This is a genomic window from Leifsonia sp. T36S-04 (genome assembly GCF_042465655.1).
Lineage (GTDB): Bacteria > Actinomycetota > Actinomycetes > Actinomycetales > Microbacteriaceae > Leifsonia.
The window spans coordinates 2,103,352-2,123,987 of the sequence record NZ_CP146286.1 but is presented as its reverse complement, the minus strand read 5'-3'; the positions used below and the strand labels follow the sequence as shown (position 1 = coordinate 2,123,987).

The 20,636-nt window shown below is 69.9% G+C and carries 20 protein-coding genes; 15 read left to right on the top strand and 5 right to left on the bottom strand.

The window, feature by feature from the left end; all coding sequences use genetic code 11:
- The first annotated feature begins 9 nt into the window (after window positions 1-9).
- The gene (locus tag P3F85_RS10330; protein WP_374007253.1) at window positions 10-1,983 is read left to right on the top strand and encodes an ABC transporter ATP-binding protein; all 1,974 of its coding nucleotides are present in this window, start codon (window positions 10-12) and stop codon (window positions 1,981-1,983) included.
- Between the two features lie 16 nt (window positions 1,984-1,999).
- Here the strand turns inward: P3F85_RS10330 and P3F85_RS10325 are convergent, their stop codons facing one another.
- On the bottom strand, window positions 2,000-2,791 hold the full coding sequence (locus P3F85_RS10325) for a DUF1206 domain-containing protein (RefSeq protein ID WP_374007251.1): 792 nt from the start codon (window positions 2,789-2,791) through the stop codon (window positions 2,000-2,002).
- Between the two features lie 108 nt (window positions 2,792-2,899).
- On the opposite strand from P3F85_RS10325, the gene nusA reads away from it, so the two are divergent.
- From nusA to P3F85_RS10295, 6 genes are all read left to right on the top strand, one after another.
- Window positions 2,900-3,907, top strand: a complete 1,008-nt coding sequence (gene nusA, locus P3F85_RS10320) for a transcription termination factor NusA (RefSeq protein ID WP_374007249.1) — start codon at window positions 2,900-2,902, stop codon at window positions 3,905-3,907.
- Window positions 3,908-3,963: 56 nt separating this feature from the next.
- A complete protein-coding gene (locus tag P3F85_RS10315) occupies window positions 3,964-4,215 on the top strand; it encodes a YlxR family protein (protein WP_374007247.1) in 252 nt (83 codons plus the stop codon).
- 103 nt (window positions 4,216-4,318) lie between these two features.
- Window positions 4,319-7,102 (top strand): translation initiation factor IF-2, encoded by a 2,784-nt coding sequence (infB, locus tag P3F85_RS10310; RefSeq protein WP_374007245.1) that lies wholly within the window; start codon window positions 4,319-4,321, stop codon window positions 7,100-7,102.
- 58 nt (window positions 7,103-7,160) lie between these two features.
- Window positions 7,161-7,637, top strand: a complete 477-nt coding sequence (gene rbfA / locus P3F85_RS10305) for a 30S ribosome-binding factor RbfA (RefSeq protein WP_374007244.1) — start codon at window positions 7,161-7,163, stop codon at window positions 7,635-7,637.
- Window positions 7,638-7,726: 89 nt separating this feature from the next.
- Window positions 7,727-9,121 (top strand): MFS transporter, encoded by a 1,395-nt coding sequence (locus P3F85_RS10300; RefSeq protein WP_374007243.1) that lies wholly within the window; start codon window positions 7,727-7,729, stop codon window positions 9,119-9,121.
- Window positions 9,122-9,244: 123 nt separating this feature from the next.
- Window positions 9,245-9,535, top strand: coding sequence for a YciI family protein (locus P3F85_RS10295; RefSeq protein ID WP_374007241.1), 291 nt, complete (start codon window positions 9,245-9,247; stop codon window positions 9,533-9,535).
- 24 nt (window positions 9,536-9,559) lie between these two features.
- Here P3F85_RS10295 and P3F85_RS10290 read toward each other — a convergent pair whose 3' ends face one another.
- Window positions 9,560-10,426: an A/G-specific adenine glycosylase gene (locus P3F85_RS10290; RefSeq protein ID WP_374007240.1), complete on the bottom strand. Its 867-nt coding sequence runs from the start codon at window positions 10,424-10,426 to the stop codon at window positions 9,560-9,562.
- A 107-nt stretch (window positions 10,427-10,533) separates the two neighbouring features.
- Here P3F85_RS10290 and P3F85_RS10285 point away from each other — a divergent pair, with 107 nt between their 5' ends.
- The gene (locus tag P3F85_RS10285; protein WP_374007239.1) at window positions 10,534-11,148 is read left to right on the top strand and encodes a hypothetical protein; all 615 of its coding nucleotides are present in this window, start codon (window positions 10,534-10,536) and stop codon (window positions 11,146-11,148) included.
- Here the strand turns inward: P3F85_RS10285 and P3F85_RS10280 are convergent.
- Together P3F85_RS10280 and P3F85_RS10275 are read right to left on the bottom strand one after the other, a co-directional pair.
- On the bottom strand, window positions 11,145-12,149 hold the full coding sequence (locus tag P3F85_RS10280; RefSeq protein WP_374007237.1) for a ketopantoate reductase family protein: 1,005 nt from the start codon (window positions 12,147-12,149) through the stop codon (window positions 11,145-11,147). The genes P3F85_RS10285 and P3F85_RS10280 overlap by 4 nt on opposite strands.
- Before the next feature lie 99 nt (window positions 12,150-12,248).
- Complete coding sequence (locus tag P3F85_RS10275) at window positions 12,249-13,742, bottom strand: DHA2 family efflux MFS transporter permease subunit (RefSeq protein ID WP_374007236.1); 1,494 nt, start codon at window positions 13,740-13,742, stop codon at window positions 12,249-12,251.
- 73 nt (window positions 13,743-13,815) lie between these two features.
- Between P3F85_RS10275 and P3F85_RS10270 the strand changes: the two genes are divergently transcribed.
- The 6 genes from P3F85_RS10270 to P3F85_RS10245 are packed head-to-tail and all read left to right on the top strand — an operon-like array spanning window position 13,816 to window position 18,490.
- On the top strand, window positions 13,816-14,478 hold the full coding sequence (locus P3F85_RS10270; RefSeq protein ID WP_374007235.1) for a TetR/AcrR family transcriptional regulator: 663 nt from the start codon (window positions 13,816-13,818) through the stop codon (window positions 14,476-14,478).
- Complete coding sequence (truB, locus tag P3F85_RS10265; protein ID WP_374007234.1) at window positions 14,475-15,422, top strand: tRNA pseudouridine(55) synthase TruB; 948 nt, start codon at window positions 14,475-14,477, stop codon at window positions 15,420-15,422. The genes P3F85_RS10270 and truB overlap by 4 nt, the downstream gene beginning before the upstream one ends.
- On the top strand, window positions 15,419-15,787 hold the full coding sequence (locus P3F85_RS10260; protein ID WP_374007232.1) for a hypothetical protein: 369 nt from the start codon (window positions 15,419-15,421) through the stop codon (window positions 15,785-15,787). Before truB ends, P3F85_RS10260 begins: the two co-directional genes overlap by 4 nt.
- A gap of 50 nt (window positions 15,788-15,837) precedes the next feature.
- Entirely contained in the window at window positions 15,838-16,323 is a 486-nt protein-coding gene (locus tag P3F85_RS10255) for a hypothetical protein (RefSeq protein ID WP_374007230.1), read from the top strand.
- Entirely contained in the window at window positions 16,320-17,270 is a 951-nt protein-coding gene (locus P3F85_RS10250) for a bifunctional riboflavin kinase/FAD synthetase (RefSeq protein WP_374007228.1), read from the top strand. Before P3F85_RS10255 ends, P3F85_RS10250 begins: the two co-directional genes overlap by 4 nt.
- On the top strand, window positions 17,270-18,490 hold the full coding sequence (locus P3F85_RS10245) for an MFS transporter (RefSeq protein ID WP_374007227.1): 1,221 nt from the start codon (window positions 17,270-17,272) through the stop codon (window positions 18,488-18,490). Before P3F85_RS10250 ends, P3F85_RS10245 begins: the two co-directional genes overlap by 1 nt.
- Before the next feature lie 89 nt (window positions 18,491-18,579).
- Here P3F85_RS10245 and P3F85_RS10240 read toward each other — a convergent pair whose 3' ends face one another.
- The gene (locus tag P3F85_RS10240) at window positions 18,580-19,557 is read right to left on the bottom strand and encodes an ROK family protein (protein WP_374007225.1); all 978 of its coding nucleotides are present in this window, start codon (window positions 19,555-19,557) and stop codon (window positions 18,580-18,582) included.
- A 90-nt stretch (window positions 19,558-19,647) separates the two neighbouring features.
- Between P3F85_RS10240 and P3F85_RS10235 the strand changes: the two genes are divergently transcribed.
- Complete coding sequence (locus P3F85_RS10235; protein ID WP_374007224.1) at window positions 19,648-20,613, top strand: sugar-binding transcriptional regulator; 966 nt, start codon at window positions 19,648-19,650, stop codon at window positions 20,611-20,613.
- Window positions 20,614-20,636 lie beyond the last annotated feature (23 nt).

Here is a 20,636-nt window from a genome sequence, read left to right as displayed (position 1 = left end):
AGAGACCGGATGAGCGACAAGACGACGACACCGGCCCCACCCGCAGGACCCCCGATCCGCCGAGGCCCGGGCGGCGGCGGACCCTTCGCGGGCTTCGGCATGCCCGTCCAGAAGTCGATGAACTTCGGCCCCAGCGCCAAGCGCCTGCTCGGCCGGCTGCGCCCCGAACGGCTGCCGCTCGTCGCGGTGACCGCGCTCGCCGTGGTGTCGGTGGCCTTCGCGGTGCTCGGGCCGAAGCTGCTCGGCAACGCGATCAACCTCGTCTTCGCGGGCGCCCTGTCGCTGCAGTTCCCGAAGGGGATGACCCAGGAACAGGCCATCGCGGCGGTCCGGGCGACGGGGCAGGACCAGTACGCCGATCTGCTGGCCGGAACCACGTTCACCCCGGGAGCGGGCATCGACTTCACCGCGGTCGGACACATCCTGCTGTGGGTGCTCGCCCTCTACGTTCTCTCCTCGATCTTCAGCTATCTGCAGGCCTACGTGCTCAATGGGGTCACTCAGCGGACGGTCTATCGGCTGCGGGCCGACGTCGAGGACAAGCTCCACCGGCTGCCGCTGAAGTACTTCGACGGGATGCAGCGCGGTGAGCTTCTGAGCCGGGTCACCAACGACATCGACAACATCTCGCAGTCCCTGCAGCAGACGATGAGCCAGCTGCTCACGTCGCTCCTGACGGTGGTCGGGGTGATCGTGCTGATGTTCGTGATCTCGCCGCTGCTGGCGGCGATCGCGCTGATCACCATCCCGCTGACGCTGGTCATCACCTCCCTCATCGCGAAGCGCTCCCAGAAGCTGTTCGTGGCTCAGTGGCGACACACCGGCGAGCTGAACGGCCAGATCGAGGAGGCCTTCACTGGCCACTCGCTGGTGAAGGTGTTCGGCCGGCACCGCGAGGTGGAGGCGCGGTTCCGGGAGAAGAACCAGGAGATGTACCGGGCGAGTTTCGGCGCCCAGTTCATCTCGGGCATCATCATGCCCGCGATGATGTTCGTCGGGAACCTGATGTACGTCGCGATCGCGGTCGTCGGAGGACTGCAGGTCGCGACCGGGGCGATGCAGCTCGGCGACGTGACGGCGTTCATCCAGTACTCCCGGCAGTTCACGCAGCCGCTCACCCAGCTGGGGTCGATGGCCAACCTGCTGCAGTCCGGCGTCGCCAGTTCCGAGCGGGTGTTCGAGCTGCTGGATGCCGATGAGCAGTCCGCCGACCCGCGCCGGCCGGAGAGCCCGGAGGGGACGAAGGGGCTGCTCGCGTTCGAGGACGTGTCGTTCCGGTACACCGAGGACACCCCGCTGATCGAGCACCTGTCGCTGGTCGCGCAGCCGGGGCAGACGGTCGCCATCGTCGGTCCGACCGGTGCGGGCAAGACGACCCTGGTCAACCTGATGATGCGGTTCTACGACCTGGACGGCGGGCGCATCACGCTCGACGGCGTGGATGTCGCGACGATGAGCAGGCACGACCTCCGCAGCCGGATGGGGATGGTGCTGCAGGACACCTGGCTCTTCAAGGGCACCATCCGCGACAACATCCTGTACGGGAGGCCGGATGCGACCGACGCGGAAGTGCTCGACGCCGCACGCGCGACGTATGTCGACCGGTTCGTGCACTCCCTCCCGGACGGCTACGACACCGTGCTCGACGACGAGGGGTCGAACATCTCGGCGGGTGAGAAGCAGCTGCTGACCATCGCGCGTGCCTTCCTCGCGCGGCCGAGCGTCCTCATCCTCGACGAGGCGACGTCGTCCGTCGACACCCGGACGGAGGTGCTGGTGCAGAAGGCGATGAGCGCACTGCGGGCGGATCGCACGTCGTTCGTCATCGCCCACCGGTTGTCCACCATCCGCGACGCCGACCTCATCCTGGTGATGGAGGCGGGACGGATCGTCGAGCAGGGGACGCACTCCGAGCTGCTGGCCCGAGGCGGCGCGTACTACTCGTTGTACAACGCGCAGTTCGCCGGAGCCGCGGATCAGTAGGAGGTCGCCTTCGGCCTCACTGCTCCTTGAGACGGGAGGCGAACGCGCGCACGCACCAGAAGGCGCCGTACGCGATCAGGCCGAGCGCGATGAGCACGAGAAGGACGACACCGTACGGCACCTTCGTCAGCGCCTTGAGGCTGCCGTCCAGACCGCCGGCCTTCTCGGGGTCCGCAGTGATCGCGCCGAAGATGACGAGGCCGCCGACGATCACCAGGGCGATTCCTTTTGCGACGTAACCGACGCGTCCCAGGGTCGTGGTGATGGTCGCCCAGCGGTTCGGGGGCAGCCGCAGATCCCGTTCGAAGCGGTGCGTCACACCGTTGAACACGAACACGATGCCGGCGGCGACGATTCCGAGGCCGATCGCGGCGAGGAGCCAGACGCCTCCGGGCGTCGCGAGAAGTTGCCCGGACGCGGACTTCTCGGACGACGACGCGTTCTTGTGGCCGCCGGCGGCGATGGAGACGGCGATCGCTGCCAGCGCCGCGTAGACGACGCACTTGGCCACTTCGATCAGCTTCTCCCCGGGCTTGTGCGCGGTGATCGCTTGGAGGATCTGCCAGAGCGACAGGAAGATCAGCCCGACGATCACGGCCCAGAGGACGAACAACCCGCCGGGCACGTCGACCAGCGCCTGGAGGGCGCCGGACTGGTCGGCGTTGCCGCCGGAGCCGAACGCGACGGCGAGGGCGATGATCCCGATGAGGATGTGCAGGATGCCGATGGCGGCAAGACCCACCCGTGCGAGCACGCGGACAGCAGGCTGGCGCTCCACGCGGGCGGCGACTCGGGTAGGGGAGGTCATGCTGTGAACGGTACCCGGCGTTCCAGGCTTCCGGAATCTCGGGTACCGTAGAGGACTGAGTCCGCCGCGCCGTCGCGTGGCGGCGAGATCTGAATAGAGGAGGCCGGCATGGACATCGACCTCAGCGTCTTGCGTCTCATGGAGCGCGAGAAGGAGATCCCGTTCGACGAGCTCGTGCAGATCATCGAACAGGCGATCCTGACCGCGTACCTGAAGCACACCAACCAGCCCGATCACCGGCACGGTCACAGCGACCAGCCGCCGGCCGCGCGTGTGCACCTCGACCGCAAGACCGGGCATGTCAGCGTCTTTGTGCCGGAGCACGACGACGAGGGCAACATCATCGGCGAGGCCGAGGACAGCCCCAGTGACTTCGGCCGGATCGCGGCGTTCGCCGCGAAGCAGGTGATCAACCAGCGACTGCGCGACATCGCGGACGACGCGGTGCTCGGCGAATTCCGCGGCCGCGAGGGCGACATCGTCGCCGGCGTGATCCAGCAGGGACCGAACCCGCGCATGATCCACATCGACCTCGGGTCCGTGGAGGCCATCCTCCCGCCCGAGGAGCAGGTGCCGGGCGAGGAGTACACGCACGGGTCCCGCATCCGCGTCTACGTCACGAGTGTGTCCAAGGGCACGAAGGGCCCGTCGATCATCGTGTCGCGCACCCACCCGGCGCTGGTCCGCAAGCTCTTCGCCCTCGAGGTGCCGGAGATCGCGAGCGGCGTCGTCGAGATCGTGTCACTGGCTCGCGAGGCCGGCCACCGCACCAAGATGGCGGTCCGCGCGACGGAGCCGGGCGTGAACGCCAAGGGCGCCTGCATCGGCGAGCTCGGCCAGCGCGTGCGGGCCGTGACGGCCGAGCTGAACAACGAGAAGATCGACATCGTCGACTACTCGCCGGACCTCGCGACGTTCGTGTCGAGCGCACTGAGCCCGGCGAAGGTCACCAGCGCGTTCGTCATCGACGAGTCGCTGAAGGCCGTGCGCGCGCTCGTTCCGGACTACCAGCTCTCCCTCGCCATCGGCAAGGAGGGCCAGAACGCCCGCCTCGCGGCCAAGCTGACCGGCGCGAAGATCGACATCCAGCCGGATTCCATCCTCGACCGCGACTGATACGCCTGCCGCGTATCGGCCGGGAGTGTTCGGCGCCGGTCGCCGAGAGGAGTAAGATGGAACCCGTCAGAACGTGCGTCGGATGCCGTTCTCGCGCTCCCCGGTCCTCTCTTCTGAGGATCGTCGCCCATGATTCGGAACTCGTGGCGGATCCGTCCGCCACCCGTCCAGGGCGGGGTGCGTGGCTGCATCCGGTCGACGAGTGTCTCGACCTCGCGCTGAAGCGCCGGGCCTTCGGCCGGGCGCTGCGTGTGGAGGGGATGCTCGACACCGCGACCATCCGGTCGCAATTCATTAGAACAGGCTGAAGAAGTTGACTTCACATGAGTGACAACCGATGAGTGTCTCGAAATGAGATCCGTCCGCTATTAACGCCTGCCCCTGTCTGGGGTGGGCCCAGACAGGAGAATTGTGGCTGCAAAACCACGCGTACACGAGGTCGCGAGCGAACTCGGCGTCGACAGTAAAGTCGCGCTCGCGAAACTCAAGGAGATGGGCGAGTTCGTCAAGGGACCGTCCTCCAGCATCGAGCCGCCGGTAGCGCGCAAGCTCCGCGCCGCACTCGAGGCAGAAGGCGCCAAGCCGGCGCCCGAGAAGGCGACCGCCGCCGCACCCAAGGCGCCGTCCCAGGCGCCGCGCCCAGCCGCGCCGCGTCCGCCGCAGCCCGAGGCTGCGTCCGACGAGGCGACCGGCCCGAAGCCGCAGGCGCCGATGTCGGTCGCCGAGCGTCAGGCCGCGGCCGAGAAGGCCGCTGCCGAGAAGGCTGCTGAGCAGGCCGCCGAGAAGGCCGCAGCAGGCACCCCGGCCGAGAGCACCCCGGCGACGCCGGACGCCGTCAAGCCGACGACGCCGCGTCCCGCCGGCGGCAGCATCCCGCGTCCGGGTGCTCCGCGACCGGGCAACAACCCCTTCGCGAGCAACCAGGGCATGGGCCAGCGCGCGCCGCGCCCGGGCAACAACCCCTTCTCGTCCTCGCAGGGCATGGGACAGCGTCCCTCGCCCAGCAACATCCCTCGTCCCACCCCGCCGCGTCCCGGTGCGCCCCGCATCGGCGCGCCCGGCCAGGGTGCAGGCGGCAACCGCCCCGGGCAGCGTCCGGGCGGCGGTGGCGGAGGCCGTCCCGGCTTCCAGCAGCGCCCCGGCAGCGGTGGCGGTGCAGGAGCGGGCGCCGGTGCAGGCGGCGGCTTCCAGCGGCCCGGCGGCGGCTTCGGCGGCCCGCGTCCCGGTGGTGGCGGCGGCCGTGGTCGTGGCCCCGGCGGTGGCACCGCAGGTGCGTTCGGTCGCGGTGGCGGCAAGAGCAAGGCACGCAAGTCGAAGCGCGCGAAGCGCCAGGAATTCGAAATGCGGGAGGCCCCGTCGCTGGGCGGCGTGAGCGTCCCCCGCGGCAACGGCGAGACGGTCGTCCGTCTGCGTCGCGGCTCGTCCATCTCGGACTTCGCCGACAAGATCGATGCGAACCCCGCATCGCTGGTCACTGTCCTCTTCCACCTGGGAGAGATGGCGACGGCGACCGAGTCGCTCGACGAGGCCACCTTCGAGGTGCTGGGCGAGGAGCTCGGCTACCGCATCCAGGTCGTCTCGCCGGAGGACGAGGACAAGGAGCTCCTGGAGGGCTTCGACATCGACCTCGACGGCGAACTCGCCGGCGAGTCCGACGAGGAGCTCGAGATCCGTCCGCCGGTCGTCACCGTCATGGGTCACGTCGACCACGGTAAGACGCGACTTCTCGACGCGATCCGCAACGCCAACGTGGTCGCCGGTGAGGCGGGTGGCATCACCCAGCACATCGGTGCCTACCAGGTGTGGACCGAGCACGAGGGCTTCGAGCGCGCGATCACCTTCATCGACACCCCGGGCCACGAGGCGTTCACCGCCATGCGTGCCCGTGGTGCGCAGGTGACCGACATCGCGATCCTCGTGGTCGCGGCCGACGATGGCATCATGCCGCAGACGATCGAGGCGCTGAACCACGCCCAGGCGGCCAACGTGCCGATCGTGGTCGCGGTGAACAAGATCGACAAGCCCGACGCGAACCCGGCGAAGGTGCGCCAGCAGCTCACCGAGTTCGGCCTGGTGGCCGAGGAGTACGGCGGCGACGTCATGTTCGTCGACGTGTCCGCCCGCAACAACATCGGCATCCAGGACCTGCTCGACGCGGTCCTGCTGACCGCCGACGCCGGACTCGACCTGCGCGCGAACCCCAACAAGGACGCCCGCGGTGTCGCGATCGAGGCCAAACTCGACAAGGGCCGCGGCGCCGTCGCGACCGTGCTCATCCAGTCCGGAACGCTCCGGGTCGGCGACGCGATCGTGGCGGGCACCGCCTACGGACGTGTCCGTGCGATGGCGGACGAGAACGGCGATGCGGTCTTCGAGGCCGCCCCGTCGCGTCCTGTCCAGGTGCAGGGCCTCTCCAGCGTCCCGCGAGCCGGCGATGTGTTCCTCGTCACCGAGGAGGACCGCACGGCCCGCCAGATCGCCGAGAAGCGTGAAGCGGCCGAGCGCAACGCACAGCTGGCGAAGGCCCGCAAGCGCATCTCGCTCGAGGACTTCACCCGCGCTCTGCAGGAGGGCAAGGTCGAGGCGCTCAACCTCATCATCAAGGGCGACGTATCCGGTGCCGTGGAGGCGCTGGAGGAGTCGCTCATGAAGATCGAGGTCGACGAGTCGGTGTCCCTGCGCATCCTGCACCGCGGTGTCGGCGCGATCACCGCGTCCGACATCGACCTGGCCACGATCGACAACGCCATCGTGATCGGCTTCAACGTCCGCCCGGACGTGAAGGCGCGCGAGCGTGCGGCCCGCGAGGGTGTGGATGTCCGGTTCTACTCGGTCATCTACAACGCGATCGAGGACATCGAGAACTCGCTGAAGGGCATGCTGAAGCCCGAGTTCGAAGAGGTCCAGTCGGGTGTCGCCGAGATCCGCGAGGTGTTCCGCTCCTCGAAGTTCGGCAACATCGCCGGTGTCATCGTCCGGTCCGGGACGATCACGCGCAACGCCAAGGCGCGCGTCATCCGCGACGGCGTGGTGGTGGGGGACAACCTCAACATCGAGTCGCTGCGCCGGTTCAAGGACGACGTCACCGAGGTCCGTACGGACTTCGAGGCCGGTATCGGTCTCGGCAAGTACAACGACATCCAGATCGGCGACGAGATCGAGACGACCGAGCTTCGCGAGAAGCCGCGGGCGTAACTCGCTTGATGGCCGGTGGCTCCGCCACCGGCCATCTTTGCTTGGAAGGAGAACTACCATGGCCGATCCGGCTCGCGCGAGGAAGCTCGCGGACAGAATCAAGGAGATCGTCGCCAAGCGGCTGGACCGCGGGCTGCGTGACCCGCGCCTCGGCTTCGTGACCATCACGGACGTTCAGGTGACGGGCGACCTGCAGCACGCGACCGTGTTCTACACGGTCTACGGCACCGCACAGGAGCGCGAGGACAGCGCAGCCGCACTCGCGGCGGCGACCGGGATGCTGCGCAGCGAGGTGGGCAAGAACATCACCGCACGGCTGACGCCGACGCTGGCGTTCCAGCTCGACGCCATCCCCGAGAACGCTGCGCACATCGAAGACCTGCTTCGCACCGCGCAGGAGCGTGACACCGAGGTGGCCGGTCTCGCTGCGGGGGCTGCCTACGCCGGCGACGAGGACCCGTACGTGAAGCCGCGAGTCATCGGCGAGGACGACGACCACGAGGACGAGGACGAGGACGAGGACGAAGCGCGCTGACGATGAATCTGTGATCGCCGCGTCATAGTCGGGTCATTCCTACGTCTTGAGGGTTAGAGCAACATCAACCTCACGTCAAAGGAGACCTGATGGCACAGCAGTCATCGTCGGCAGAGTCCGCTCAGAGCGAGTTCCGCCGACGGCAAGCGCGGAGTGTGGCCAACACCCTCCGCGGGTCGGCCGGCAACCTGGTGGAGTGGTACGACGTCTACGCGTACTCCGTCTTCGCCGTCTACTTCGAGAAGCAGTTCTTCTCGCCAGAGGACCAGAACTCGCAGCTGTACATCTGGGCGATCTTCGCTGTGACCTTCCTCATGAGGCCGCTGGGCTCGTGGCTGTTCGGACGGTTCGCCGACCGACGCGGCCGCAAGGTCGCCCTCTCCGTGTCGATCTCGCTGATGGCCGCCTGCTCCCTCGGTATCGCTCTCACACCCGCTGAGAGCGTGCTCGGGATCGGCTCCGCCCTGCTCCTCGTCGGTTTCCGGCTGGTGCAGGGCCTTGCGACCGGCGGGGAGTACGGGACCAGCGCGACCTACATGTCCGAGGCGGCCCTGCCGGGCAAGCGCGGCTTCTTCTCATCGTTCCAGTACGTCACGCTCGTGGGTGGTCACGTGCTGGCGCAGCTCACGCTGCTGGTGATGATCACCACCCTCCCGGCCGACGCGATCACCAGCTGGGGATGGCGGGTCGCCTTCGCCATCGGCGGCGTGGGCGCCCTCGTCGTGCTCTGGTTGCGGACGTCGATGGACGAGTCGCTGAGCCCGGAGACGATCGCGGCCAACCGTTCCGGCGCTCCGACCTCGGCCGGGAGCCTCCGCGAACTGCTCGGGCGTTTTCCCGGAGCGTTCATCCTGTGCTTCCTCGTCACCATGGGCGGCACTCTTGCCTTCTACGCGTACTCGGTGAACGGGCCGAAGATGATCCAGGCGGGGTTCGCCGACGGCAACGCCGTCACCGGGACCCTGATCAATCTGGCCGCCCTGGTCTGCCTGATGGTCCTGCAGCCGCTGGGCGGCCTGATCAGCGACAGGATCGGTCGCAAGCCGCTGCTGATCTTCTTCGGCGTCGGCGCCGTCTGCTACACCTGGGTGCTGTACACCGTTCTCCCGCAGGCACGGGACCCGTTCGTTGCGTTCTCGGTGCTCCTCGGCGGGTTCGTGATCCTGACGGGTTACACGTCGATCAATGCGGTGGTGAAGGCGGAGCTGTTCCCCACCCGGGTGCGCGCGCTCGGAGTGGGCGTCGGCTACGCGCTGGCCAACTCGGTGTTCGGCGGCACGGCGCCGTTGCTCTACAGCGGCGCGCTTCAGGCGCAGCAGGTCCCGTTGTTCGTGGGCTATGTCACCGTGATCACGGCAGCCTCGCTGCTGGTGTACATCTTCGGGCTGCGCAACAACGGTGTGAACTGGCTCGACGACCCCGAGGCGATGGAGCGGCGCCGCGCGGAGCGGAACCGCGAGCCGGTCCCGGTCGCGGCCGACTGAGCAGGCCGACGTGACCGCGTCGCCCCGGGCGGGTCTGCCCCGGGGCGACGCATCCACCCGGTCGTGGTGGTCACCATGAGAGGTGACTCCCTCCGCGCAGCAGATGGGCCGTAGGCTGACCGCATGTTCGCCGTCTCGTTCTACGATGCCGACCCGGATGCGGGCCCCGAGCACTTCCAGCGGCTGGTCGAGACCTACCCGCGACACCGCGCCTACCTGGACGAGTTTGCGAAGGACGGCGACGTGATGATGATCGGCACGTTCGGCGATCCGGCCACCCAGGGGTCCATGGCGATCTTCCGCTCGCGAGAGGCCGCGGAACGCGTCATCGAGCACGACCCCTTCGTCACCGAGGGGCTCGTGTTCCGGTTCCGCATCCTCGACTGGGATCCGCTGGTCTTCGCAGCGCCCTGACGCATTACCCTCACGTCTCGCCGATCAGGGGAGGGTGTAGCCGCCGTCCTCTGCCACCGCGAGGCCGTCGGCCAGCAGCCCCGCTAGAGCGCGGTCGCGCTGCTCCTGGTCCGGCCAGACGGCGGCAAGCTCCGCCTCGCCGACCGGGATGTGCGACGCACGCAGCTCGGCGAGGATCCGTCCCCGCACCTGGCGGTCACTGCCCTCGTAGCGCTTCTGCGCCGCCTTGCGCGGACCGTCGTACGGCGGGTACCCGTCCTGTCGCCACGCGCACCGGTCGGCCAGCGGGCATACGTCGCACCGCGGCGTCCGCGCGACGCAGACGATCGCGCCGAGCTCCATCATCCCGGCGTTGAACGCGGCGGCGGCGGGCCGGTCGGCGGGGAGGAGCGCCTCCATCGCCGCGAGGTCCCGTCTCGCGCTCGGCGGCCCTGCTTCCGCCTGGCCGTCGACCGCGCGGGCGATCACGCGGCGGATGTTCGTGTCGACGACCGGGTGCCGGTCGCCGTACGCGAAGACGGCGACGGCGCGAGCGGTGTAGTCGCCGATGCCCGGCAGCGCGAGGAGCGCATCCACATCCTCCGGCACCACACCGCCGTGCTGTTCGGTGATCGCGACGGCTGCGGCGTGCAGCCACAGGGCGCGCCGCGGATAGCCCAGGGACTGCCAGGCGCGCACCGCTTCGCCGGGCGGTACTGCGGCGAGGTCGGCTGGCGTCGGCCAGCGGGACAGCCACTCCTCGAGCCGCGGGATGACCCGGCTCACCGGCGTCTGCTGCAGCATGAATTCGCTCACGAGCGTGCCCCACGCGGTGAAGCCGTCGCGTCGCCACGGGAGGTCACGCCGGTTCGCGTGGTACCACTCCACGACGCTCCCGGCGAACTCACCCACCCTCCGACCCTAACCGGATCGGCGGGTCGTCGAGGTGCGCCTCGTGGCGGCTATTCCGCCCGAATAGCGACACCGACGTGCCCTTCGATCGCGCCTATGCTCGTCGCATGATGCTTCCGCCGACGCCTCGCGTGCTGTTCCTGCGCGAGCTGGTCGGGGCGATCCGGCGGGATGCGCCGGCGGGGCGGGTCGTCGTCGCGGTCGACGCGGGGTCGGGAGGCGGAGGCGAGAGCTCGGGAGGCATCGCGTTCGCGGACGATCTGGCCCTCGTGTTCCGCGAGTCCGGGGCCGACACCTTCCGCGCGTCCCTCGGCGGGTTCCACAGCTCGCGGGCGTTCCGCACACGGCTGGGCCCGGAGACCCCCGAGAGCTATTACCGCGACGGGTACGACTATGTGACGTTGCGCCGGGTCCTGCTCGACCCGTTCCGGCTCGGCGGAAGCGCGGGCTTCCAGACATCGGCCTTCGACGCGATGCGCGACCGGCCGGTCGAGGCACGCTGGCTGACGGCGGGCCAGGATGCTGTGCTCGTGCTCGACGGGAGTTCCCGCTGCGCCCGTCGCTGCGGAGCGAGTGGACCGCGTCCATCCTGCTCGCGAACGCCCCACAGGCCGCGGCGTACGTCCAGGACGCGCGTCCCGGCGAGGTCGCGACGTATCTGGTCGACGACGAGGAGCCGTCCCGCCCGCGGTGGGCGCCGCGGAAGGGCTGAGGCGGCCTAGCGGAGCAGCGGCCGCATCCGCTCGGCGACGCCGGCCGGCGTGAGGAAGGCTCCGGAGCGTTCCACCTCGTGCACGAGGGCGGTGATCGCAGCGTTCACAGGCGCCTCAATGCCGGCTGCGCGCGCCTCGTCGACGACCGCGCCGTTGAGGTAGTCGATCTCGGTGAGCTGGCCGCGGCGGATGCTCTGCAGCGTCGAACCCGGGTTCGGCGTCGCGCCCATCCGCCGCTTCATCAGAAGGGGCACGGCCTGCGCCGCCCAGCGGGGTGCACGGGCGACGACGCGGAGGATGCGATCGTCGAGCCCTTGGAGACTCCCGAAGCGGACACCGCGCGCGTAGCCGACCCGCGTCGCCTCCTGCAGGCTCGCGGTCAGGATGGCGCGCAGACGGCGGTCGCCGATCACATCCTGCGCGCTCAGGCCCGTGATCGCGGGGAGCGCGTTGATCTGGTTGACGATGAGCTTCGTCCACTGCGCGCCGGTGAAGTTGTCGATGGCGTGGGCGGGCATCGCAGCGTCGAGGATGCGCGCGGCCTCGACGGCGGATGGCGGCGGCGGGCCGTCGCCCGCGCCGAGGTACGTGTTCGCCGTGGTCGTGACGGTGACGCGACCGGGGGAGAGGTAGCTGGCAGCGTAGAGCGCGAGGGCGCCGACGCAGTCGGAGCCGGGTAGGAGCGCCTGCGCCTCGCGGAGCCCGGCGAGGCCGTTCTGCACGACGACCACCGGGATGCCGTCGAGCACGCCGGCGTTGGCGCGGATCGCGGAGGCCGCATCCTGTGCCTTCGTGCACACGAACGCGAGCTCGGGACGCGCCTGCAGGGTCTCCGCCGCGGCGACTCGCGCTGTGTGGACGCCCCAGCCGCCATCGAGCCGGAGCCCCGACTCCCGGATCGCGGCGAGTTGGTCGCCCCGGGCCGTGACCTCGACGAGGTGACCGACCCGGTCGAGGAGTGCCGCGATGGTTCCGCCGATGGCCCCTGTCCCGATCACGCCGATACGCACGCGCTCCAGCCTAATCGCGCACGGCACGGCGATCGGTGGGACGCAACACGCCGTTCTCCGTCTCGGTGAACGGCGTGTTGCGACCCATGGATGCAGCGGTCAGTCCGCGAGGACCGGCGCCGGCTCTGCGACCTCCAGCGCCTCGACGGCGGGCGTGGCGGGCGTGGCGGGTTCGGCTTCCGTCATTGCGGCGGCGGACCGCGCTGCCGCCCGGCGCCCGGGCAGTGCGAGGCTGATCAGCGCGGCGGCCCCCAGCACACCCGCGCCGACCCACACGGCCGGGATGGCCGCATCCACGTACCCGGTCGGGGTCAGCGTGCCGCCCGCGCCGGTGAACACGGCGGTCAGCACGGCGACACCGAGCGCGACGCCGACCTCACGGAGGGTGGAGTTGGTGCCGGACGCCTTCGCGTGGTCCGCCGGGCGCATGTTGGCGAGCACTGCGGTGGAGCTCGGGGCGAAGACGAGTCCCATACCGATCCCCGCGAGCAGGAACGGCGGCCACATCTCCGAGTAGGGGAGCGTGGCCGACAGGGTCAGGGCGATCCAGCCCATTGCCACGGCGAGCAGTACGAGACCGGCCACGACCGGGAGACGTGTCCCGGTGCGCGACGACAGGAGGCCGGTGAGCGGAGCGACGACCATCGGCGCGAGCGTCCACGGCATGGTCATGACGCCGGCTTCGAGGGGTGTGTGGCCCTGCACCACCTGCAGGAACTGGATGAGGATGAAGATCGCCCCGAAGATGCCGAAGCTGAAGGTGACGCCGACCAGGTTCGCGACGGTGAAGCTGCGGTCCCGGAACAGCCGCAGCGGCAGCAGGGGAGCGGTCGCCCGCGACTCCCAGAGCACGAACGCGATGAGCAGGGCGACCCCGGCGATCAGCGGCACGAGCACCTCGGCGCTGCCCCAGCCGGCGTCGTTGCCACGGACGATGGCGTAGACGACGCCGAGGACGCCGGGGGCGGCGAGCAGCAGGCCGACGACGTCGGCACGGACGCGGGCGCCGAAGCTGTTCGGCAGGGCGATCAGCACGAGCGGGACGGCGATCACGCCCAGCGGGACGTTGAGCCAGAAGATCGCTTGCCAGTTCCATCCCTGCACCACGGCGCCGCCGATGAGCGGGCCGAGCGCGACGCCGAGGCCGGAGATCCCACCCCAGATGCCGATCGCGGCCGGGCGCAGGCGCTGACTCACGCTGCCGGCGAGGAGGGTGAGCGACAGCGGGAGCAGGGCCGCCGCGCCGGCGCCCTGGAGAGCGCGGGCGCCGATCAGCATCCACGGCTCGGTGGCGAGGGCGCTCGCCGCACTCGCGAGGGTGAAGACGGTGATCCCGGCGAGGAAGACCGAGCGCCGGCCGAGCCGGTCTCCCAGGCCGACCGCCATCAGCATGAGGGTCGCGAAGGTGAGCGTGTACGCGTTGACGACCCACTGCAGCTCCTCGATCGAGGCGGAGAGGTCCCTGGCGATGACGGGGAGCGCGCTGGTGACGACCAGGTTGTCGAGGGTCGCCATGAACATCGGCAGCGACGCCGCGACGATCGCCAGCCAGACGGGGATGGTGCGGGTGCGCAGTGCGGCGGGTGCGGACATGCGGCGCCTCCAGATGTTGTTATTGGATGATTACAAAACCAGACACTAGTAATCGGCTGATAACCTGTCAAGTGTGACGGACAAGAACAGCGAGCGGATCCCGTCGGCCGAGCGCCGCGTGCAGATCCTCGAAGCCGCGAGCCGGGTCTTCGGCGAACGCGGCTACTTCGGCGCGACCACCGACCAGATCGCCCGCGAGGCGGGCATCAGCCAGCCCTACGTGGTCCGCATGTTCGGCGGCAAGGAGAACCTGTTCGTGGGAGTGCTCACCCGCTCCCTCGAACGGCTGCTGGTCGCCTTCACCGACACCATCGACTCCTGGAAGGCCGAGGGGTCGCCCGAGGTCGCCGACGGTGCGGCGGGCGGCTTCGTCACCCCTGCGCACGGAGAGATCGGCCGCCGGCTCGGGCTCGCCTACGTCAACCTGATCGAGGACCGCGGGCTGCTGCTGTCGCTAATGCAGGCGTTCAGCATGGGCCAGGATCCGACCATCGGCGGCAAGGCCCGCGACGGTTTCCTCACCATCTACCGCCTGCTCCGCGAGGAGGCGGGTTTCGCCCCGGAAGAGGCGCGGTCGTTCCTCGCCGAGGGGATGCTGCTGAACACCCTGCTCGGCCTCCGCCTGACCGACGAGTACGGCACGGACGACGCAGCGACGGAGCTCATCGAGTGCACCTTCCGCACGAAGCTGCAGCTCGTCCTCGACGTGTCCGCCGTCGAAAGCGCCCGCGCGTGACGGGCAGCGGTCTCATCCTGGTCGACAAGCCCGGCGGGATGACGAGCCACGACGTCGTCGCGCGCGTGCGCAGAGCGGCAGGCACCCGCAAGGTGGGTCACGCCGGGACCCTCGACCCGATGGCCACCGGGCTGCTGATCGTGGGCGTCAACTCCTCCACGCGCCTGCTCACCTACATCGTCGGCGCGGACAAGGAGTATCTGGCGACCATCCGGCTCGGTGCGGCGTCGACGACCGACGATGCCGAAGGCGAGCTGCTCGCGCCCGCGTCGCAGGGGGCGCTGGATGCCGTGGCCGACGAGGCGATCGCCTCCGGCATCGCTGCGCTGACCGGCGAGATCGAGCAGGTTCCGAGCTCGGTCAGCGCGATCAAGGTCGACGGCAAGCGGGCGTACGCCCGGGTGCGCGCCGGCGAGCAAGTCGAGCTGAAGCCGCGCGCCGTGACCGTGTCCGAGTTCGAGCTGCTGCGCACGCAGCGGCTCGACGGAGCGATCGACCTCGACGTGCGCGTCGTCTGCTCATCGGGCACCTACATCCGTTCCCTGGCCCGCGACCTCGGTTCGGCGCTCGGTGTCGGCGGCCACCTCAGCGCGCTGCGGCGGACGCGGGTCGGCGCGTTCCACGTGCGAGACGCCCACGACCTCGCTGCGCTCGATGCGCAGGCCGCGCTCATCCCGGCGGTCGATGCGGCCACCCGGCTGTTCGAACGGCTCGACCTGACGGACGAGCAGGCCATCGACCTCATGCACGGGCGGCGCATCCACATCGCCGATCACGAGGGGACGGCCGGCGAACCCGTCGCTGCGGTCGCTCCGACCGGAGCGCTTGTGGGACTGATCGAGTTCCACGGAAAGGAAGCCAGGACGCTCGTGAACTTCCCCACGGACGAGGCGATCGGCCCGGCGACCGATCCGGCGACCGATTCGGCGAGCGGACCCGCATGATCGAGTGGTTCACCACGGTGCAGGTCGTCGTCGCCTGCGCCGCGGGCATCCTGTGCCTGATCCTCGGCCTTGCCGGACGCCTCCCGGGCGACGTGTCGATGGGAGCTGTCGCGGTGGTCGAGCTGCTGCTGCTCGCCCAGCTGGTCGTCGCGCTCGTTGCGCCCGCGGTCGGCAACAACCCGTCCGGCAGCCTCGCGGAGTTCTACATCTACCTGATCTCGGCGATCATCCTGCCCCTGGCAGGCGGCTTCTGGGCGCTGATCGAGCGCAACCGGTGGAGCACCGTCATCCTGGGCGGCGTGTGCCTGGCCGTCGCGGTGATGGTCTACCGCATGGGCCAGATCTGGTTCGTCCAGGGGGCCTGAACGGGCCTGACCGGCTCACAGGGCCTCGCGCGGCAAATAGAATCGAACCGATGTCCCACCACACCACGTCCGCGCGCACGAACGCCGATCCGTCGTCTCCCCGGCGGCGGATGTCCGGAGTGGGCCGGGTCCTCGTCTTCGTCTACGGCGTGCTGGCGCTCGCCGCCACCGGCCGGAGCGTGTTCCAGATCATCGACCGGTTCCACGAGGCGCCCGTCGCGTTCACACTGTCTGCGCTCTCGGCGCTGGTGTACATCGTGGCGACCATCGCGCTCGTCGCGCCCGGCCGCGTCTGGTACCGGATCGCCTGGATCACGATCAGCTTCGAACTGGCCGGTGTGCTGGTGATCGGCACGCTGAGCCTGTTCGCTCCGGCCGTGCTGGGCCTGCACGACATCGACCCGTTCGGCCGCGACGCGACGGTGTGGTCGGTGTACGGGATGGGCTACCTCTTCATCCCGCTGGTGCTGCCGGTACTCGGGCTGTTGTGGCTGCGCGGCCACCGGCCCGCCGGCCCGGGGGAGTCGGCGTCGTGAAGGTCTTCCACGCGGTCTCCGACATCCCGGACGGATGGGGCCCCAGCGCGGTCACGATCGGCAAGTTCGACGGCGTCCACACCGGGCACCGCGCCGTGATCGACCGGCTGCGCGCCGTCGCCGCCGAGCGCGGCCTGGCGTCGACGATCATCACGTTCGACCGCAATCCACTCGAAGTGCTGGCGCCGGACAAGTGCCCCGTGTCGCTCGTCAGCAACGCGCAGAAGCTCGACCTGCTCGCCTCGACCGGGGTGGATGCCACGCTGATGGTGGCGTTCGATCGCGCGCTCGCGTCGCTCGAGCCGGAGGAGTTCGTCCACCGCATCCTGGTCGACCGCCTGCACGCCGCGGCCGTTCTGGTCGGCAGCGACTTCCGTTTCGGTGCGCGCGGCGCGGGCGATGTCGCGCTCCTGCGCACCCTGGGGGAGACCTACGGCTTCACGGTGGAGCTCATCGACGACGTCCGGCCCGAGCACGGCCGCCGGGTGTCCTCGACCTGGATCCGCGAGCTCCTCGCCGAGGGCGATGTGGGCCACGCCGCCGAACTGCTCGGTTCGCCTCCCACCGTCCGCGGTGTCGTCGTCCACGGCGCGGCGCGCGGGCGCGAGCTGGGGTTCCCGACCGCGAACCTGTCCCCGGAGTCGGAGGGCCTCATCCCCGCCGACGGCGTGTACGCCGGGTGGCTCACCGACGGCGGCGAGCGGTACCCGGCGGCCATCTCGGTCGGCAACAACCCGACCTTCGAGGGCGTGCCGCACAAGCAGGTGGAGGCCTACGTGCTCGACCGCGAGCTCGACCTCTACGACCACACCGTCGAGGTCTCGTTCGTACAGCGCATTCGCGGCATGGTCGCCTACACCGGGGTCGAGCCGCTCATCGCCCAGATCGCCGACGACGTGGAACAGGCCCGTCGTATCCTCGACGTCACCGCGGGCGAGCCCTCCTGATGGCGGCCGAAGCCCCGGTCGTCGTCGCGCGACCGCTCTGGCAGGGGCGTGCCATCGCGCTGGTCGGCATCCTCCTCGTCGCCGCGAACCTCCGCACCGCCGTCGCCGCGCTGTCGCCGATCTTCGCCGAGATCCGCACCGACTTCGCCGTCACGAGCATCGGCGTCGGGCTGCTCGGGATGCTGCCGCCGGTCTGCTTCGCGGTGTTCGGTCTGGTCGCGCCCTCCTTCACCCGGCGTCTCAGCCTCGAAACGGTGGTGGTGCTCGCGCTCGGGGTGATGCTCCTCGGCCACCTGGTGCGGGCGTTCTCGACGTCGTTCGCCGTGTTGGCGATCGGGTCGGCGGTGACCTTCGCCGGGATGGGGGTCGGCAACGTGCTGCTGCCTCCGCTCGTCAAGCGGTACTTCCCGGACCGCATCGGGCTGGTGACCTCGCTCTACGCGACGGTGATGTCCGTCTCGACTCTCCTTCCGCCGCTCGTCGCGGTGCCCGTCGCCGACGCTGCGGGGTGGCATGTCTCGGTCGGGATGTGGGGCGTGGTCAGCCTGCTGGCGATCCTCCCGTGGCTGCGCATCCTGATCACCAAGCGGCCCGCGCATCCGGATCGGGACGCCGAGGTGGAGGACGGACAGCCTGCCATGGCCGGAAGGGTGTGGCGGTCGTCGCTCGCCTGGTCGCTGGCCGTCGTGTTCGCGGTCTCGAGTCTGAATGCGTACGCGATGTTCGCGTGGCTGCCGGAGATCCTGCACGACGTCGCGGGCGTCGCGCCGCTCGACGCGGGCGCCCTGCTGTCGGTGTATGCCGGAATGGGCATACCGGCCGGGCTGCTCGTGCCGTTGCTCGCGGCGCGGATGAAGAACGTCGCGATCCTGATCTACGCGGGCGTCGCCTTCTTCATCGTCGGGTACCTGGGTCTCATCCTGGTCCCCGGCACGGCGACCTGGTTGTGGGTCGCGTTCGCGGGTCTCGGCCCGTTGCTGTTCCCGTTGTGCCTGGTGCTCATCAACAAGCGGACGCGGACCCACGCCGGATCGGTCGCCCTCAGCGGCTTCACCCAGGGCCTCGGCTACACCCTCGGCGCCTTCGGCCCGCTCGCCGTCGGCATCCTCCACCAGCTCACCGCTTCCTGGACCGTCCCCCTCCTGGCCCTCACCCTCACCGTCCTGGCTGCCGCCGTCGCCGGGGCCATCACCGCTCGCCCCCGCTTCCTAGAGGACTGACCCGCTAGCCGCCGAGCACAGGAAAAATGCGGCCGATCCGGTCACTGAGCAACATTTTTCCTGTGCTCGGCGGCTACGGACGGGGCTGGTCAGGGGAGGAGGTGGGCGCGGTGGATGAGGGCGGCGGCACCGATGAGGGGGCCCTCGGAGGAGAGGGCGGAGGGGACGATCCGGACCTTGCGCACGAAGGGGAAGTAGTGCTGGTCGATCACCGCGCGCATGTGGTCGAAGAGGTCGGGGGTCGAGTGCGAGAAGCCGCCGCCGATGGCCACGAGCTCGAGATCGAGCAGGGCGGTCGCCGATGCGATCGCGTGACCCACCGCGAGCCCGGTGCGGGCGATGGCCGCCTGCGCGACCGGGTCGCCCGCCGCGTACGCGGCAGCCAGGTCTTCGCCGGTGGCGCCCACGAACCCTTCGCGGCGCGCCCACGCCACGGTGTGCGGCCCGGAGGCCATCGCCTCCAGCGCGAAGGGGCTGCCGAACGTGTCCTCACCGCGCAGTGCGTGGTCGCCGAAGGTGGCTCCGACCTCGACATGCCCGATGTGGCCCGCGTTGCCAGTCGGACCGGTGATCACGCGGCCGTCGACGATGAGGCCGCCGCCGATCCCGGTCGAGACGACCATCCCCATGACGTTGTCCACGCCCTGGGCCGCCCCGACCCAGTGCTCGGCCATGGTGATGGCGACGCCGTCCATCTCGAGCGTGACCGGCGCGTCGATCCCGAGCTCCGTGGCGACGGCGGCGACGTAGTCGCGCATGGGGTAGTCGCGCCAGTGCGGCACGTTGAGCGGGGAGACGAGACCGAGCTTCCGGTCGATCGGGCCTGCGCTCCCGATGCCGACGCCGACGATCCGGCCTCCGACGGGGAGGGATGCGGCGGCCGCGCGCACGACGCCGCCCACCGAGGCCTCGAGTTCCGGAACCGTCGCCTCGCGCCCGGTGGGGAGGCGGTGACGCGACCCCTCGACGAGCCGGCCTTCGGTGTCGACGAGGGCCGCCTCCACCTTGGTCCCGCCGAAGTCGACGGCGAGGGCGAATGCGGGGACGGCGGGGGAGTCTGTGGGCACGACCCAACGATAAACGAAAGTGTTCGTGCTCATTTGAGCAGCCACCACGCACATGTTGCTCGCGTGCGCGACCGTTCCTAAGCTGAAGGGGTGAGCCTCAACGATTCGGACGAGATCCTCGCCGTCAAAGCCGCAGAGCTCTACTACGAGGCCGGCAAGACCCAGGATGAGATCGGCGTCGCCCTCAATGTGTCGCGCTGGAAGGTGGGCCGCCTCCTCGTCGCCGCGCGCGAGAACGGCTTCGTCCGCATCGAGATCGTCCACCCGAGCGCACGGCGCTTCTCGCTGGAGCGCGAGCTGTGCGGCTTCTACGGCCTCACCGACGCGGTCGTCGTTCCCGCAGCCGAGTCGGACTCCGAGGTGCAGGGCCGGGTCGCACAGGCCGCGGCCGACTACCTCACCACCCTCCGTCCCGTTCCGCGCACCCTCGGCGTGAGCTGGGGACGTACGCTGCACGCCGTCGCCGCGCGCCTGCGGCCCGGCTGGGCGGTCGGCGTCAATCCCGTGCAGATCAACGGGAGCGTCTCATCCACTCGCCAGGCGACCGCGGCAGCCGACACGGCCGTCGTGATCGCGCGCAAGGCGCAGGGCACCGCGACACTGCTGCCGAGCCCGGCCATCTTCGAGCACGCCGCCACCCGGCGCGCGATCGAGGCCGATCGCTCGGTGCAGAGCGTCCTGGAACTCGCCCGCGACGCCAGCGCCTACCTGTTCAGCGCCGGCGTCGTCGACACCAGCTCGGTGCACGTCGACTCCGGCTATCTCTCGGTGGAGGACGTGGCAGCGCTCGCCGAGAAGGGTGCAGTGGGCGACGTGGTCGGACGCTTCATCACCGACGACGGCCAGGTCGCCGACCCCGAGCTCAACTCGCGCACCCTCGGACTGAGCCTCGACGAACTCCGCTCGGCCCGCACGTCCATCGCCGTCATCTCCGGCGAAGCGAAGCACCGCGTCGCACACGCCGTCGTCGCCAGCGGACTGTGCACGACCCTCATCACCGACGAGGCGACCGCCAACGACCTGCTCGGGCGCGTGGCCCCGGGCGCCCCTGCTTGAGCAACCCATCCTTTGGAGGAACA

What these genes read in the sequence shown, in the direction of transcription:
- P3F85_RS10330 (WP_374007253.1), top strand. Translation starts at nt 10, where the DNA reads ATGAGCGACAAGACGACGACACCGGCCCCACCCGCAGGACCCCCGATC.
- P3F85_RS10285 (WP_374007239.1), top strand. Translation starts at nt 10,534, where the DNA reads ATGATGCTTCCGCCGACGCCTCGCGTGCTGTTCCTGCGCGAGCTGGTC.
- P3F85_RS10255 (WP_374007230.1), top strand. Translation starts at nt 15,838, where the DNA reads ATGTCCCACCACACCACGTCCGCGCGCACGAACGCCGATCCGTCGTCT.
- nusA (WP_374007249.1), top strand. Translation starts at nt 2,900, where the DNA reads ATGGACATCGACCTCAGCGTCTTGCGTCTCATGGAGCGCGAGAAGGAG.
- P3F85_RS10300 (WP_374007243.1), top strand. Translation starts at nt 7,727, where the DNA reads ATGGCACAGCAGTCATCGTCGGCAGAGTCCGCTCAGAGCGAGTTCCGC.
- P3F85_RS10245 (WP_374007227.1), top strand. Translation starts at nt 17,270, where the DNA reads ATGGCGGCCGAAGCCCCGGTCGTCGTCGCGCGACCGCTCTGGCAGGGG.
- P3F85_RS10325 (WP_374007251.1), bottom strand. Translation starts at nt 2,791, where the DNA reads ATGACCTCCCCTACCCGAGTCGCCGCCCGCGTGGAGCGCCAGCCTGCT.
- P3F85_RS10260 (WP_374007232.1), top strand. Translation starts at nt 15,419, where the DNA reads ATGATCGAGTGGTTCACCACGGTGCAGGTCGTCGTCGCCTGCGCCGCG.
- P3F85_RS10275 (WP_374007236.1), bottom strand. Translation starts at nt 13,742, where the DNA reads ATGTCCGCACCCGCCGCACTGCGCACCCGCACCATCCCCGTCTGGCTG.
- rbfA (WP_374007244.1), top strand. Translation starts at nt 7,161, where the DNA reads ATGGCCGATCCGGCTCGCGCGAGGAAGCTCGCGGACAGAATCAAGGAG.
- P3F85_RS10295 (WP_374007241.1), top strand. Translation starts at nt 9,245, where the DNA reads ATGTTCGCCGTCTCGTTCTACGATGCCGACCCGGATGCGGGCCCCGAG.
- P3F85_RS10315 (WP_374007247.1), top strand. Translation starts at nt 3,964, where the DNA reads ATGGAACCCGTCAGAACGTGCGTCGGATGCCGTTCTCGCGCTCCCCGG.